Origin of the sequence: Rhodoplanes tepidamans (assembly GCF_030813915.1) — a bacterium.
GTDB classification, from domain to species: domain Bacteria; phylum Pseudomonadota; class Alphaproteobacteria; order Rhizobiales; family Xanthobacteraceae; genus Rhodoplanes; species Rhodoplanes tepidamans.
In genome coordinates this window covers 46,267-61,259 of record NZ_JAUSUJ010000012.1, presented here as the reverse complement: position 1 = coordinate 61,259, position 14,993 = coordinate 46,267, and the positions used below count along the sequence as shown (strand labels likewise).

Below are 14,993 nucleotides of genomic sequence, written 5' to 3'. Positions count from 1 at the left end.
AAGTTCCGCCGTTCGCCGGGAAACGGCGCTTCAGCGCCGGCGTAGCGCCCGGGCGAGCTGGTCGCGAGTCATGCGCGAGCGCCCCGGAATGTCACGCCGCTTCGCCTCGGCGTAGAGCGCCGCGCGGGTATCGCGGCTCTTGCTGCCGGTCGGGTCGTTGCGCCGGCCTTCCGCGGCGGCGCGGCCGGTCTGCCCCTGACGCTCCTTGCGCTTGGTGCGCTTCAGCTTGCGCCGGTTCTCGGCCCGGCTCTGGCGGTTCGACGCACCGGCCTCGGACAGCCCGATGGCGATCGCCTGCTTGGGGCTCTTCACCTTGCGGCCGCCGCGCGTCGTCAGCTCGCCATGCTTGAACTCGTGCATGACGCGCTCCATCGTGTCCTTCTGCGGCTTCGACTGCTTTTTCGCCGACCGCTTCGTCGCCGAGCTCCTGGCCATGGACGATCCTCCGAGTCTGTCCCGGTAACCGACGGGGTGCGACGGAGTTCCGCGGATGGCGTGGTGGCCGTGCAGCGCGACGCCCCATCAAGGCGAGCGGGTTCGGTGCACCGGACGGCCGGGCCCGGTGGCGGCGCAGACCCGGATCAGCCCTGACCGGACCCGCGCGGACGGCCACGCCGGCGGACCGGCTCCTCTTCGGACTGGGGCGCCGCCCTGGCATAGGCCATGCCGTTCAGCGATTCCGACAGCAGGCGGGCCTGACGGTGCGAGGGTGACGCCTACGGGCCGATCGAGAAGGTGCTGTGGCCGGTCGAGCGGCTGACGCTCGCCTATCTGGGCACCACGGTCCACCCGGCCTTCGTCGCATATGCGGCGCCCCGCGTCGACGCCGCCGCCCGCGCCGAGATGCTGTCGGCCTGGCGCGACCGCCTCGGCGCGCTGCTCGCAGGGCCGGCTGGCGGGACCGGAATCAACGACTGAAGACGATCGAGAGGGAAGACCATGACGACCACCGACACCACCCCGTCGATCGAGGCGCGGATCGCGCGCCTCCTCGTCGGTGCCATCGACCCGCACGTGCACTCCGGACCCTCGATCGCGCCGCGCGGCCTCGACCACCTCGCCCTCGTGCGCGAGACGTCCGAGGCCGGCTTCGCCGCCGTGATCACCAAGGACCACGACTATGCGGGCGTCGCCACGGCGGCGCTGATCACGGCCAACTTTCCCGAGCTGAAGACCCGCATCTACTCCGGCATCGCCCTCAACAACGTGGTCGGCGGGCTCAATCCGTGGGCCGTCGAACACACCGCCGCGATGGGTGGCAAGGTGGTGTTCATGCCGACGCTGGCGGCCGAGCATCATCTGCGCTGGGAGAAGAAGTCGTCGTGGGTGCACCCGGCGACGACCCAGAAAGTGCGCCCGGCGGTCGGTGTCCCGGTGCTCGACGCCGACGGCGCGGTGCGCGACGACACCAAGGAGATCCTCGACATCGTCGCCCGGACCGGCCTCGTGCTGGTGAGCGGCCACCTGCACGTGAGCGAGACCTGGAAGGTGTTCGAGGAGGCCAAGCGGCGCGGCGTCGCGACCATGGTGCTGACCCATCCGGAGGACATCGTCGAGGCGACGCTCGACGACGTGCGCGGGCTGGTCGCGCTCGGCGCCTATGTCGAGCACTCGCTGTGCATGTTCCTTGAGGGCTCGAAGTTCAAGACCCGCACGGCCGAGGACCTGAAGGCGCAGATCGACGCGGCCGGCGTCGACCGCACCATCCTGTGCTCCGACCTCGGCCAGACTGGCGTGTACTCGCCGCTGGAGGGCTTCCGGCGCGGCATCCGGCTGTGCATGGACCTCGGCTATGCCGACGCCGACATCCGCAAGATGGTGTCGACCAACGCCGCGCGCGCCTTCCGGCTGGAGGCCGACCTGCCCGACGCCGCGACCCGCAGCGCCGCGTGAGCGAAGACGACGCCGTCGCGGTCGTTTGCTCCGACGCCCGCGGCGGCTGGGACCGTCATCGACGATCGGCATCGCTGCGATGCCGGTCGACCACCCCGGCGAGGGCATCGGCAACTCGGCCGCGCCGGAGCAACCTATTGGACTTTACGGGCGGCGCGACCGCAGCCGAGCCGTTCCTCCGTGCAACGCTCGATCGGCTGCCCGGCCCGCCCTACTCCGCCGCCTGCGCGGTGGGCGCTTCCGCCATCCGGCCGAAGCGGATGAGGGAGAAGTGGCCGAGCGGCGGCATCGGGCGGCGGTCGATGAAACGTATGCCGGGGGCGTGCTCGACCCAGTTGCGCAGCCGCTCCCACGGGAACTCCGGGCGCCAGCCGAGCTTTCGGGCGATCGGCGCGAAGGCCGCCTCGAACAGCTTTCGCGCGCCGCTCTCGGCGCCGATGTGATTGACGAGGATGATCTCGCCGCCCGGCTTCACCACGCGGGCAAACTCGTCGAGCGTGCCTTCCGGGTCCGGCACCGCCGTGATCACGTACTGGGCGACCACCACGTCGAACCAGCCATCCGGAAACGCCAGTTTGGTGGCGTCCATCACCGACAGCACCTCGACATTGTCGAGCCGCTGCGCGGCGACGCGCTCCTGAGCCTTGCGCAGCATCGGTTCGGAAATATCGACGCCGAACAGCCGGTTGGTGCGGCGGTAGTCGGGCAGCGAGATGCCGGTGCCGACGCCGACCTCGAGGATGCGGCCGCCGCCGGTCGCCTCAACGGCCGCGATCGCCGCCTTGCGGCCGCGCTCGAACACCTGCCCGAACACCAGGTCGTAGACCGGCGCCCAGCGCGCATAGGCTTTCGCGACCTTGTCGCGGTCGAGATCGTCTGCCATAGGGTCCGCCCCCGAAAACGCCTTTGATCGGAAAAAACTCAGCGCCGCGCGCCGGCCACTGCCGCCCCGCGCTGCACCGCCTGCGTGCCGGCCGCCGGCGTCGCGACCGGGTCCGCCGCCGACGCCGCGTTCCGGATGAAGCCGCCGCCGAGGACGCGGGCCTGGCCGGCGAGCGCGTCGTAGAGCACGCAGGCCTGTCCGGGGGCGACCCCCTCCTCGCCGTCGACCAGTTCCACCTCGATCTCCTCGCCGACGCGGTAGACCCAGGCCGGCTGCGGCCGCCGGGTCGATCGCACCTTGACGAACACCTCGAGCCGCCCGCCCGCCGCGCCGAGCGCGTCCTCAAGCGAGCCGTCGCCGATCCAGTTCACGTCGCGCAGCCGCATCCGCATGGTCTTCAGGGCGTCACGCGGGCCGACGATGACGCGGCGCGTCGCCGCGTCGAGCCGGACCACGTAGAGCGGCTCGCCGGCCGCGATGCCGAGGCCGCGCCGCTGGCCGACCGTGAAGCGGATGATGCCCTGATGATGGCCGAGCACCCGGCCCGCGAGATCGACGATGTCGCCGGGCTCGGCGGCGCCCGGCATCAGCCGCTCGATCACCTCGGTGTAGCGGCCGGTCGGCACGAAGCAGATGTCCTGGCTGTCGTGCTTGTCGGCGACCCTCAGGCCGAGCTGGCGGGCGAGCTCGCGGGTCTCCGCCTTGGTCCGCTCGCCGAGCGGAAAGCGCAGGATGCCGAGCTGCTCGCGCGTCGTCGCGAACAGGAAGTAGCTCTGGTCGCGCTCCTCCTCGCGGGCCCGGTAGAGGGCACGGCCGCCGTCCGGGGTCGAGCGCGAAGCGACGTAGTGGCCGGTCGCCAGCACACGGGCGCCGAGCTCGCGGGCCGTCACCAGGAGATCGCGGAACTTGATCGACTGATTGCAGTCGACGCAGGGCACCGGAGTCTCCCCGTGCACGTAGCTCTCGGCGAACCGGTCGATCACCGCCTCCTTGAAGCGGCTCTCGTAGTCGAGCACGTAGTGCGGGATGCCGATCTGCTCGGCGACCCGGCGGGCGTCGTGGATGTCCTGGCCGGCGCAGCAGGCGCCGAGCCGGTGGGTCGCGGCGCCGTGGTCGTAGAGCTGCAGCGTCACGCCGACGACGTCGTAGCCCTCCTGCTTCAGAATCGCGGCCGTGACGGAGGAGTCGACCCCGCCCGACATGGCGACGACCACGCGGGTGTCGGCCGGCCGCGTATCGAGATCGAGACTGTTCCGCATCGTCGCCGCGGGCGTACCGCGCTCCTGACCATCGGCCGCCGGGGCGGCTCACCTCGACCGCCGGGCGACCGGCGCGCACCAGCCTGCCGTCGCGGCTCTTGCTTCCTCTTTACTATAGGGAGGCCACGGGCGGCCCGCCAGCCGAACCATTCCAAGGTGGCGCACCGCGGCGGGTGCGGCAGAACTTGCCGGCGGGCAGCAAGGGATGCCGGGTCGGGGCCGTCGTCCGGCGGCACTAGTCAGCCCAAGACATTGATTCGAATTAGTTATTTTTCAAGTTCCGGTGGCCCGCGGCTTGCAGACCTGGGGCCGAACGGAACCAGAGGGTCGATCGCGTGCCCACCATCAGCATCGAACCGAGCGCATTTGCCGCCGCCCAGGCGACCCGCACGGCCGCGCGGGCGACATCGTCCGGCGCGTCGGATTTCGCCAGCCTGATCGACGACGCCCAGGACGCGGCGGCGAACGCCGTCAGCCAGGACGCCCAAACCCGGCAGCGCGCTGCCGATCCGACCGGAACGCCGCGCAGCGACACCGGCCAGAGCGCCGCCGCCGATCGGGCCAACCGGCAGAATGCCCCGCGCGATCGCAGCGACCGCGGCGACACGGCCGGAACCAGCGACGACCCGGCCGAGGACGCCGCGACGGCGGAGGGCACCGAGCCGGGCAGCCGCCCGGCTGCCGGCCCGCGCCGACCGCCCAGCTCCGGGACCGGGATCGGCACCGGCGATCAGGGCTCCGCCGAAGGCGAGACCGCCGACGACGACGCGACCATCGTGGATCCGGCCGCGGCCGCTGCGGCTGCCCTGCAGGCGGCAGCGCCGCAGCCGGTCGCAACCGTGGTTCCCACCGGGACGCTCGACGGCACGGCCGCCGAAGCAGCTGCCACCGACGCCGTGGAGGCTGTCGTGGCGGCGGCGGCCGGCGGCAAGCCAGCCGGCGCCGCCGCCACTCTGCCGGTCGACGTGCCGGTCGAGGCGGCGACCGAGGCCGGCGGCAAGCCGGCGGTCCCGGTGGCCGACGGCGAGGCCGCTGCGGCGGGAACGGACGAGAGCACGGACGCGACCGCCACGACCGCGGCGTCGCAGCCCGGCGCAGCACACGCCAAGAGTGCAGCCTCGACCGACGGCGCCGCGGCCGAGGACCCGGCGGCGGCAGTCGAGATGCCGGAAACCACCGACACGGCGAAGCCCGAGACGAAGCACGCCGCGGCCGAGAAGGCCGGTGGCGCCGAGGCGCAGTCCGAGACCCGCCCGAAGAGCCACGAGACCCGCACCGAGACGCCGGGTGCCCAGCCGGCCGCCACGACCCAGCAGGCCGGCGCCGCGACCGCCGCCCACGTCCAGAGCATGCTGCGCGCCGAGGGGCTGACCATCACGGGCACGGCCCAGGCCGGGGCGACCCAGGTCACGACCGGCCGGGGCGAAGCCTCGGCCCCGGTGCCGCTCGCCGGAGTGCCGGTCGAGATCACGGCGCAGGCCAAGTCCGGCAAGCACACCTTCGACATCCGGCTCGACCCGCCCGACCTCGGCCGCATCCATGTCCAGCTCGACGTCGACGCCAACGGGACGGTGGTGCCCCGCATCACGGCCGACCGCGCCGAGACGCTCGACCTCCTGCGCCGCGACGCCGGTCAGCTCGAGCGCGCCCTCCAGGACGCCGGCCTGAAAGCCGACCAGGGGGCGATGCAGTTCTCGCTGCGCGATCAGGGCGGCGGTCAACACCAGTCCGACGACAGCCCGGGCGGTCGAACGGCCGGACGAGGCGACTACGAAACCGGTCCCGAGCCCGGTGTCGTCGAGCTGAGGGCCACCTATGGCCGGCTGCTCGGGCGCAACACGGGCGTCGATATCCGCGTCTAGACGGGCGCAGGCGGACGGAACCGAACCAGAAGGCAGGCAGTCATGGCGACCGCGGGCGTGACCGGAACCCAGTTCAACGCGACGGCGGCCGTCAACACGGCCGCCACCATGACCTCGACCGACAGCACGACGCTGGCCAACAATTTCCAGTCGTTCCTGCTGATGCTGACCACCCAGCTGCAGAACCAGAACCCGCTCGACCCGCTGGACACCAACCAGTTCACCCAGCAGCTCGTCCAGTTCTCGCAGGTCGAGCAGCTCCTGAAGTCGAACCAGCAGCTCGAGGCGCTGGTGTCGCTGCAGAAGACCGCCCAGAACACCCAGGCGCTGGGCTTCGTCGGCGCCACCGTGGTGGTCGACGGCTCCTCAGCGACGCTTCCCAACGCCGGCACGGCGACCTGGGGCTTCAACGTCGCCAAGCCGTCGTCCGGCACCATCACGATCACCAACCCGGCCGGCCAGACTGTCTACTCGAGCAACTACACATTGCAGGCGGGAGTTCAGCAGTTCACCTGGGACGGCAAGGGCAAGGACGGCACCCAGTGGCCGCCCGGCCAGTACAAGATGACCGTGACGGCCAAGGACGCGCTGGGCAACCCGGTTGCGGTGTCGACCGAGGTCCAGGGCGTCGTCGACTCCGTCGACGTCTCCAGCACCCCGCCGTTGCTGATGATCGGCAGCGAGGAGTTCACGGTCGACAAGGTCAAGCGGATCGTCCGCCCCACGTCCTGACCGCGACCGCCATTTCCCTCCTCCACCCTTCGCAGGGCCGCCGCCAAGGCGGGGCCGCCCCCCTGCGCGGTTGTGCCATATCATATTGACGCAGAACGATTTGCCGCTTCCGCCGCAGTGCACCGAGAGCCGCTTTGGCGGGGTTCTGTCGTAATCGATCTTTTCCCTTTTTTTACGGACGCTTAGCCAATTTTTAAGCGGGCGCCCCTATGCTGACAGGGTGTTTTTCAGTTCCTGTAGCGTGAGTTCGTCCATGACCGAACCCCACCGCCCGAGGGTGAAGTACGTCATCGGGCCGGACGGTAGTCCCTTGACTATCGCCGACCTCCCCGCACCGGGCACGAAGCGTTGGGTGATCCGCCGCAAGGCCGAGGTCGTCGCCGCGGTTCGCGGCGGCCTCCTCTCCCTCGAAGAGGCCTGCAGCCGCTACACCCTGACGGTCGAAGAGTTCCTGGCCTGGCAGTATTCCATCGATCGCCACGGCCTCGCCGGCCTGCGCACGACGCGCCTGCAGCAGTACCGCCAATAAAAAACGGGCGATCGTCTCGCCCTCCGTCCGCACTCCGCGGTGGCCGCGGCCGGTGCGGAGCCGGAGCCGGGGCGACGCGTCGACTCCGGTCGGACGGAGCCCCCAGCCCCCCTGTCCCGCCCGACCGCCGCCCGGATGTGTCACCATCGCGGGCCGGCAAAAGGCCGCCGTCTCCGGCGGCCGTTTTCTTTTTAGCCAAGCCTCGCCGCCCGAGGCCGCGCTGCGAACCGGCACCGCCGGACGCGGGGCGGCCCGCCACGATGCCCGCTGCGGCCGCAGACTCCCGACCACCTCCATCGCCGATTGCACACAGCGGGGACACGAGCCGAGTCCGCGCGGCAACACCCGCGTGATTTCGGCTGTCCGGGCGATGGTTAACCACCGCGTTAACCAATTCGAAACCATGAACCCGGCAAAACTTGCCGGGTCGGGGGTTTCGTCCGCCGGCATAACAGGTTGGAAGTCTCCTTCTCGCAGGGTCGGCCCGTGCAAGGTCTGGTCACATTCGTCAAAACTCTCGGACCCGCGCGCATCGCCGCGATGGGGGCCGTCACGGCCGCCCTGATCGGGTTCTTCGCCTTCGTGATCCTGCGGGTGACGGCACCCCAGATGGTGCCGCTGTTCACCGACCTCACGCTCGAGGACTCGGCGGCGATCATCAAGGATCTCGAGCGCCAGAGTATCGTCTACGAGCTCAAGAACGAGGGCGCCATCATCCTGGTCCCGAAGGAGAAGGTCGGACGGCTGCGGATGAAGCTCGCCGAGGGCGGCCTGCCCAAGGGCGGCGGCATCGGCTACGAGATCTTCGACAAGTCCGACTCGCTCGGCACCACGAGCTTCGTCCAGAACATCAATCATCTGCGCGCCCTGGAAGGCGAGCTCGCCCGCACCATCCGATCGATCGACCGGGTCCAGGGCGCCCGCGTGCACCTCGTCATCCCGGAGCGGCCGCTGTTCTCGCGCGACAAGCTCGAGCCGTCCGCCTCGATCGCCCTCAAGGTGCGGGGCCAGCTCGAGTCCCAGCAGGTCCGCGCCATCCGCCACCTGGTCGCCTCGGCCGTCAACGGCCTCAAGCCGGAACGGGTGTCGGTCGTCGACGAGACCGGCCGCCTGCTCGCCGACGGCGCCGCCAACGATCCCTACGGCACCGGGGCGTCGGGCGACGAGCGCAAGCTCGCCTACGAACGCCACCTGCGCGACCAGGTCGAGTCGATCATCTCATCGGTGGTCGGCCCCGGTCGCGCCCGCGTGCAGCTCACCGCCGAGTTCGACTTCAACCGGGTGACCCAGACCCAGGACCGCTTCGATCCGGAAGGCCGGGTGCTGCGCTCCAGCCAGACCCGGGAGGAGCAGTCCTCGACCACCGAGCAGCAGGGTCAGGTCAGCGTCTCCACCGAGCTGCCCAACGCCCAGCAGGGGCAGCAGGCGGCCAGCCCCCGCGACCAGAGCAAGAAGACCGAGGAAATCAACAACTACGAGATCACCCGGATCACCGAGACCAAGGTGATCGAGGGCGGCCGGGTGAACCGGGTGTCGGTCGCCGTGCTGGTCGACGGCATCTACGGCCGCAACGACAAGGGCGAGCTGGTCTACCAGGAGCGCAGCAAGGACGAGCTCGACCGCATCGCCATGCTGGTGCGCTCCGCCATCGGCTTCGACCAGCGGCGCGGCGACCAGGTGGAGGTCGTCAACCTCCGCTTCGCCGAGACGCAGAGCATCAACCTGCCCGAGCCGACCGGCCTGATGGGCATGCTGCAGTTCACCAAGGAAGACGTCATGCGGGCGATCGAGCTCGGCGTGATGCTCCTGCTCGGTCTCGTCGTCCTCATCTTCGTGATCCGCCCGCTGGTCCGCCGCATCATCACCCCGGAGAGCATCGCGGCGCTGACCGGCGCGCCGATGCCGACCCCGGCGCTCGCCGGCGTGCCGGCCGGCATCCCGGACGGCATCCCGCAGAGCGAGGAGGAGGCGAAGGCCGTCTCCAGCCAGACCTCCAAGATGATCGAGTTCGCGCAGGTGCAGGGCAGCGTGCACGCCCAGTCGATCCAGAAGGTCGGCGAGCTCGCCGAACGCAATCCGCAGGAGACCGTCCAGATCCTGCGCCAGTGGCTGCACGAGACGAACTGACCGCGGATGCCCGGGATGAAGCCCAAGAACGACCTCGAGAACGTGGTGGCGACCCTGGCGGCCCGGCAGCCGAAGGGGGGCTCCAGCCACAAGCTCAGCGGCCCGGAACGGGCGGCCGTGCTGCTGCTCGCGCTCGGCGACCAGTACGGCGCCAAGATCTGGCAGCTCCTCGACGACGACGAGCTGCGCACGCTGTCGATCACCATGTCGAGCCTCGGCACGGTTCCGGCCGAGGCGGTCGAGGAGCTGATGCTGGAGTTCGTCTCGCGGCTGTCGGCCTCCGGCGCCCTGATGGGCACCTACGACGCCACCGAACGGCTCCTCCAGCAGTACCTGCCGCCGGAACGCGTCAGCGGCATCATGGACGAGATCCGCGGCCCCGCCGGCCGCAACATGTGGGAGAAGCTCTCCAACGTCCAGGAGGAGATGCTCGCCAAGTATCTCGAGAACGAGTACCCGCAGACCGTCGCGGTCGTGCTGTCCAAGCTCAAGCCCGAGCAGGCCGCCAAGGTGCTCGCCATCCTGCCCGAGGACGTCGGCATGGACGTCGTCAACCGCATGCTGCGGATGGAGTCGGTGCAGAAGGAGGTCATCGAGCGGGTCGAGCAGACGCTGCGAACCGAGTTCATGTCGAGCCTGTCGCAGACCCGCCGCCGCGACGCCCACGAGCTGATCGCCGAGGTGTTCAACAATTTCGACCGGCAGACCGAGACCCGGTTCATGACGGCGCTCGAGGAGACGAACCGCGAGAGCGCCGAGCGCATCAAGAGCCTGATGTTCACGTTCGACGACCTCATCAAGCTCGACAACGCCTCGGCCCAGACGCTGATGCGCCACATCGACAAGGACAAGCTGGCGATCGCCCTCAAGGGCGCCTCGGAGCCGGTGCGCAACTTCTTCATGCAGAACATGTCGTCGCGCGCCGCCAAGATGCTGCAGGACGACATGGGCGCGCTCGGCCCGGTGCGGCTGCGCGAGGTCGACGAGGCCCAGGCGCTGCTCGTCAACCTCGCCAAGGATCTGGCCGGCAAGGGCGAGATCATGATCACCAAGAACCGTGCCGACGAAGAGCTGGTGTACTGAGGTACTGCGATGGACCTTGACCTGCATTCGCTCCCGCCGTGCACCGTCCGGAGGGCGGTCCCGTGAGCGCGCCCGCCAAATTCCTCTTCGACCTCGACTTCGCGGCTCCGGTCAAGACGAAGGCGGATCCCGTGATCTCGCCGGCCGACCACGAGGCGGCGATCGCGGCGGCCGAGAAACGGGGCTACCAGAAGGGTGTCACCGCCGCCGAGGTGCAGGCCCGCACCCAGGCCGAGCGGCAGACCGCGGCCGCGTTCGACCGCATCGCCGCCGCCATGGGCATCGTCGCGACCCAGCTCCCCGCGATCAGCACCCGGATCGAGACCGACGCCGTCGAGGTCGCCGCCGCGATCGCCCGCAAGCTGGCGCCGGCGCTGATCGCCGAGGAGCCGTTCGAGGAGATCGGCGCGCTGATGTCGGCCTGCCTCGGCGAGCTGGTCAGCGCACCCCACGTGGTCGTGCGCGTCCATGAGGATCTCTACGACCTCGCCCACGAGCGCCTGACCGAGATGGCGCGGATGCGCGGCTTCGAGGGGCGGCTGGTGGTGCTGGGCGACGCCGAGATCGCGCCGGGCGACTGCCGGATCGAATGGGCCGACGGCGGGCTGGTGCGCGATCGCGCCGAGATCGAGGCGGCGATCGACGATGCGGTGACGCGCTACATCGACGCACGCCGCGACAGGAACGGATGAACGGGAGGGGTGTATGGCTGACGACGGATCGAAGGTTCCCTTCCCCAATCTCGACACCGACCACAGCGTCGTCGAGCAGGGCGTGGACACGCTGGAGCCGGAGGCCTCGACGCACGCGGCCTCGGATCTCGAGGCGGTGTTCGACGTGCCCGTGCAGGTCTCGGCCGTGCTCGGACGCGCCCGCATGGAGGTCGGCGAGCTCCTCAAGCTCGGGCCCGGCGCCGTGCTGGAGCTCGACCGCCGGGTCGGCGAGGCGATCGACATCTACGTCAACAACCGCCTGGTCGCACGCGGCGAGGTGGTGCTCGTCGAGGAGAAGCTCGGCGTGACCATGACCGAGATCATCAAGGCGGACCGCTCCTGATGCCGCGGCTCCGCCCCCATCCGAGTATCGCGACGCGTCCGGCCCGCGGGGCCGCGCGGTCCGCAGCGACGGAGTAAGCCATGCGCCTCCTGATCGTCGGCACCCTCAAAGGCCAGCTCACCGTGGCGACCAAGATCGCCATGGACAAGGGCGCGAGCGTCACCCACGCCGAGAACGCCGACCAGGCCATGGCGGTGCTGCGCTCGGGCCGCGGCGCCGACCTCATGATGGTCGACGTGGCGCTCGACATCCGCGACCTGGTGCTGCGGCTGGAGACCGAGCACATCCACGTGCCGATCGTCGCCTGCGGCACCACCAACGACGCGCGCGCCGCCGTCGCCGCCATCCATGCGGGGGCCAAGGAGTACATCCCGCTGCCGCCGGATCCGGAGATGATCGCGGCCGTGCTGGCCGCCGTCGCCGACGATTCGCGCGAGCTCGTCTACCGCGACCAGGCGACCGCCAATGTCGTCAGGCTCGCCCAGCAGATCGCTCCCTCCGACGCCTCGGTGCTGATCACCGGCGAGTCCGGCACCGGCAAGGAGGTGCTGGCCCGCTACGTCCACGGCCGCTCCAACCGCGCGCGCGGGCCGTTCATCTCGGTCAACTGCGCCGCCATCCCGGACCAGTTGCTCGAATCCGAGCTGTTCGGTCACGAGAAGGGCGCCTTTACGGGTGCCGTCGCCCGGCGCGTCGGCAAGTTCGAGGAGGCCACCGGCGGCACCCTGCTGCTCGACGAGATCTCCGAGATGGACGTGCGGCTGCAGGCCAAGCTCCTGCGCGCCCTGCAGGAGCGGGTGATCGACCGAGTCGGCGGCTCGCGGCCCGTGCCGGTCGACATCCGCATCCTCGCCACGTCGAACCGCAACCTCGCCGAGGCGGTGCGCGAGGGCAAGTTCCGCGAGGACCTGCTGTTCCGCCTCAACGTGGTCAACCTGAAGATCCCGCCGCTGCGCGAGCGGCCGGGCGACATTCTCGAGCTCGCCCAGCACTTCGTTCGCAAATACGCGCAGGCGAACGGCGTCCCGGTGCGGCCGCTGTCGGCCGACGCGAAGCATCAGCTCACCGTCAACCGCTGGCCCGGCAATGTGCGCGAGCTCGAGAACACGATGCATCGCGCCGTGCTGCTCGCGACCGGCGACGAGATCGGCCCGGACGCGATCCTCACGCCGGACGGCGAGCGCCTCGACCAGGCGCGGCCCGCGGCGGTCGAGCACGCCGCGCTGGCGGCCGAGGCGGTCACCCGGGCGCTGGTCGGCCGCACCGTCGCCGACGTCGAGCGGGACCTGATCCTGGAGACGCTGAAGCACTGTCTCGGCAACCGCACCCACGCCGCCAACATCCTCGGCATCTCGATCCGCACGCTGCGCAACAAGCTCAACGAGTACGCCGGCGAGGGCGTGCCGGTGCCGGCGCCGCACGGCGGCGACGTGCGCATGGCCGGATGAGGAGGCTCGCCGTGCGGTCCCCCGCCCCCGCAGACTCATTGTCGCCACGGTTTCGGATTCGCCTGTCTGTCGCGGCGATTCGTCGGTCGTCCGTCGCCCCCGAACCGTTCGTGCGATCCGGGAGCCGGATGCCATGAGGACCGCCGTGCAGCCGAAATCGCGTCCGCGCCCGGTGCGGTTCCGGGGCCGATCCTACATGGCGTTCGCGCTCGCCCCCGAGCTGCCGATCGCCGACTGGCTCGCCGACATCGACGGCGCCATCGCGCGCTCGCCGGGCTTCTTCTCCGGCCGACCGGCCGTGCTCGACCTCGCCGGGCTGACCCTCCCGACGGCCGAGATCCTGTCGCTGATCAAGGCACTGGAGGAGCGCGGCATCCGCATCATGGGGCTGGAGGGGGGCGACGCCGACTACGGTCCGGAGCTGCCGCCAGTGCTGACCTCCGGCCGCCCGACCGCGTCGGCCGACGCCGGCCCGGCGGAGCCGGAGCCGCCGCGCAGCGCCGAGGTGACCCGCCTCGTGCCGGCGGCAGCGCCGCCGTCCGCCGCCTCGCTCACCATCGACGTCCCGGTCCGATCGGGGCAGACGATCTATCATCCGCACGGCGACGTCATCGTGCTCGGCGCCGTCTCGTCAGGCGCCGAGGTGGTCGCCGGCGGGTCGATCCACATCTACGGCACGCTGCGCGGCCGTGCCATGGCGGGCGCCGGCGGCGACCGCCGCGCCCGCATCTTCTGCCGACGGATCGAGGCCGAGCTGCTCGCGATCAGCGGCTACTACCGAACCGTGGACGATCTCGAAGCTTCGCTCCGCAGCCGGCCGATCCAGGCCTGGCTCGAGGGCGAGACCATGCTGATTGCTGCACTCGACTGAGGCAGGGAGAGGGGACCGACAATGGCCAACGTGGTCGTGGTGACATCGGGAAAGGGCGGCGTGGGCAAGACCACCACCACCGCCGCTCTTGGGGCGGCGCTGGCCCAGGCCGGGCAGACCGTGGCGGTGGTCGATTTCGACGTCGGCCTGCGCAATCTCGATCTCGTGCTCGGGGCCGAACGGCGCGTCGTCTTCGATCTCATCAACGTCGTGCAGGGTGCCGCCAAGCTGCAGCAGGCGCTGATCCGCGACAAGCGGATCGAGACCCTGTGGCTGCTGCCCGCCTCGCAGACCCGCGACAAGGACGCCCTCACCGACGAGGGGGTCGCCCGCGTGATCGACGAGCTGCGCCAGCGCTTCGACTGGGTGCTGTGCGACAGCCCGGCCGGCATCGAGCGCGGCGCCCAGCTGGCCATGCGGCACGCCGACCAGGCCGTCATCGTCACCAATCCGGAGGTGTCGTCGGTGCGCGACTCCGACCGCATCATCGGGCTCCTCGACGCCAAGACGGTGCGGGCGGAGCGCGGCGAACGCATCGCCAAGCACGTGCTGGTGACGCGCTTCGATCCGGCCCGCGCCTCCAGGGGCGAGATGCTCGGCATCGCCGACATCGTCGAGATCCTGTCGCTGCCGCTGCTCGGCATCATTCCCGAGAGCCAGGAGGTGCTCCGCGCCTCGAACCTCGGCACCCCGGTGGTGCTGAGCAACCCCGCGAGCGCTCCGGCCCTCGCCTATACCGAGGCGGCCCGCCGCCTCGAAGGAGAAGACCTCGACATCGTCATTCCGGCCGAGAAGCGTGGACTGTTCACGAAGCTGTTCGGACGGAGAGCCGCATGATCTGGAACTGGTTCAAGCGACGCCACTCCGCGCCGGTGGCGCGCGAGCGGCTGCAGATCCTGCTCGCACACGAGCGCTCCACCCTCGGCCGCTCGAACCTCGTCGCGGTACTGCAGGACGAGATCCTCTCCGTCATCTCGCGGCACGTGTTCATCGATCCCGACAGCGTGCAGGTGAAGATGGACCGCGGTGCGACGATCTCGACCCTGGAGATCGAGATCGAGATCCCCAACATGGTCGCCCCGCCGCTGGCGGTGACGTACTGAGGCGCGTCGCGCGACCACGAACTCGTCATGGCCGGGCTCGCCCCGGCCATCCACGTTTCTGCTCGCAGCCCGTGCCGAGACGCCATGGATGCCCGCGACGAGCGCGGGCATGACGCCGCGAACCGACGCGATCGTCTCGATCGAAAC

Annotated in this window: 16 protein-coding genes; 13 read left to right on the top strand and 3 right to left on the bottom strand. The window is 70.4% G+C overall.

The window, feature by feature from the left end:
- Positions 1 to 30: 30 nt before the first annotated feature.
- On the bottom strand, positions 31 to 435 hold the full coding sequence (locus J2S22_RS15350) for a DUF6496 domain-containing protein (RefSeq protein WP_272775539.1): 405 nt from the start codon (positions 433 to 435) through the stop codon (positions 31 to 33).
- 300 nt (positions 436 to 735) lie between these two features.
- On the opposite strand from J2S22_RS15350, the gene J2S22_RS15345 reads away from it, so the two are divergent.
- The gene (locus J2S22_RS15345) at positions 736 to 918 is read left to right on the top strand and encodes a hypothetical protein (RefSeq protein WP_272775538.1); all 183 of its coding nucleotides are present in this window, start codon (positions 736 to 738) and stop codon (positions 916 to 918) included.
- Between the two features lie 21 nt (positions 919 to 939).
- Entirely contained in the window at positions 940 to 1,893 is a 954-nt protein-coding gene (locus J2S22_RS15340; RefSeq protein ID WP_272775537.1) for a DUF6282 family protein, read from the top strand.
- Between the two features lie 211 nt (positions 1,894 to 2,104).
- Here J2S22_RS15340 and J2S22_RS15335 read toward each other — a convergent pair whose 3' ends face one another.
- Together J2S22_RS15335 and mnmA are read right to left on the bottom strand one after the other, a co-directional pair.
- Positions 2,105 to 2,776 carry a class I SAM-dependent methyltransferase gene (locus tag J2S22_RS15335; RefSeq protein WP_272775536.1) on the bottom strand — a complete coding sequence of 224 codons (672 nt, stop codon included), beginning with the start codon at positions 2,774 to 2,776 and terminating at the stop codon, positions 2,105 to 2,107.
- 38 nt (positions 2,777 to 2,814) lie between these two features.
- Positions 2,815 to 4,035: a tRNA 2-thiouridine(34) synthase MnmA gene (mnmA, locus tag J2S22_RS15330; protein ID WP_272775535.1), complete on the bottom strand. Its 1,221-nt coding sequence runs from the start codon at positions 4,033 to 4,035 to the stop codon at positions 2,815 to 2,817.
- A gap of 335 nt (positions 4,036 to 4,370) precedes the next feature.
- Between mnmA and J2S22_RS15325 the strand changes: the two genes are divergently transcribed.
- From J2S22_RS15325 to minE, 11 genes are all read left to right on the top strand, one after another.
- Positions 4,371 to 5,897, top strand: a complete 1,527-nt coding sequence (locus J2S22_RS15325; protein WP_272840297.1) for a flagellar hook-length control protein FliK — start codon at positions 4,371 to 4,373, stop codon at positions 5,895 to 5,897.
- 42 nt (positions 5,898 to 5,939) lie between these two features.
- The gene (locus tag J2S22_RS15320; RefSeq protein WP_272775533.1) at positions 5,940 to 6,629 is read left to right on the top strand and encodes a flagellar hook assembly protein FlgD; all 690 of its coding nucleotides are present in this window, start codon (positions 5,940 to 5,942) and stop codon (positions 6,627 to 6,629) included.
- Between the two features lie 253 nt (positions 6,630 to 6,882).
- A complete protein-coding gene (sciP, locus tag J2S22_RS15315; protein ID WP_008383176.1) occupies positions 6,883 to 7,158 on the top strand; it encodes a CtrA inhibitor SciP in 276 nt (91 codons plus the stop codon).
- A 486-nt stretch (positions 7,159 to 7,644) separates the two neighbouring features.
- Positions 7,645 to 9,285 (top strand): flagellar basal-body MS-ring/collar protein FliF, encoded by a 1,641-nt coding sequence (fliF, locus tag J2S22_RS15310; protein WP_272775532.1) that lies wholly within the window; start codon positions 7,645 to 7,647, stop codon positions 9,283 to 9,285.
- 15 nt (positions 9,286 to 9,300) lie between these two features.
- Positions 9,301 to 10,368, top strand: coding sequence for a flagellar motor switch protein FliG (gene fliG / locus J2S22_RS15305; RefSeq protein ID WP_272775531.1), 1,068 nt, complete (start codon positions 9,301 to 9,303; stop codon positions 10,366 to 10,368).
- 62 nt (positions 10,369 to 10,430) lie between these two features.
- A complete protein-coding gene (locus J2S22_RS15300) occupies positions 10,431 to 11,060 on the top strand; it encodes a FliH/SctL family protein (protein WP_272775530.1) in 630 nt (209 codons plus the stop codon).
- A 13-nt stretch (positions 11,061 to 11,073) separates the two neighbouring features.
- Positions 11,074 to 11,424: a flagellar motor switch protein FliN gene (fliN, locus tag J2S22_RS15295; protein ID WP_272775529.1), complete on the top strand. Its 351-nt coding sequence runs from the start codon at positions 11,074 to 11,076 to the stop codon at positions 11,422 to 11,424.
- A gap of 80 nt (positions 11,425 to 11,504) precedes the next feature.
- The gene (gene flbD / locus J2S22_RS15290; RefSeq protein WP_272775528.1) at positions 11,505 to 12,872 is read left to right on the top strand and encodes a sigma-54-dependent transcriptional regulator FlbD; all 1,368 of its coding nucleotides are present in this window, start codon (positions 11,505 to 11,507) and stop codon (positions 12,870 to 12,872) included.
- Between the two features lie 133 nt (positions 12,873 to 13,005).
- On the top strand, positions 13,006 to 13,743 hold the full coding sequence (gene minC, locus J2S22_RS15285; protein WP_272775527.1) for a septum site-determining protein MinC: 738 nt from the start codon (positions 13,006 to 13,008) through the stop codon (positions 13,741 to 13,743).
- 21 nt (positions 13,744 to 13,764) lie between these two features.
- Complete coding sequence (gene minD / locus J2S22_RS15280; RefSeq protein ID WP_272775526.1) at positions 13,765 to 14,580, top strand: septum site-determining protein MinD; 816 nt, start codon at positions 13,765 to 13,767, stop codon at positions 14,578 to 14,580.
- A complete protein-coding gene (minE, locus tag J2S22_RS15275) occupies positions 14,577 to 14,846 on the top strand; it encodes a cell division topological specificity factor MinE (protein ID WP_272775525.1) in 270 nt (89 codons plus the stop codon). Before minD ends, minE begins: the two co-directional genes overlap by 4 nt.
- The last annotated feature ends 147 nt before the right edge of the window (positions 14,847 to 14,993 follow it).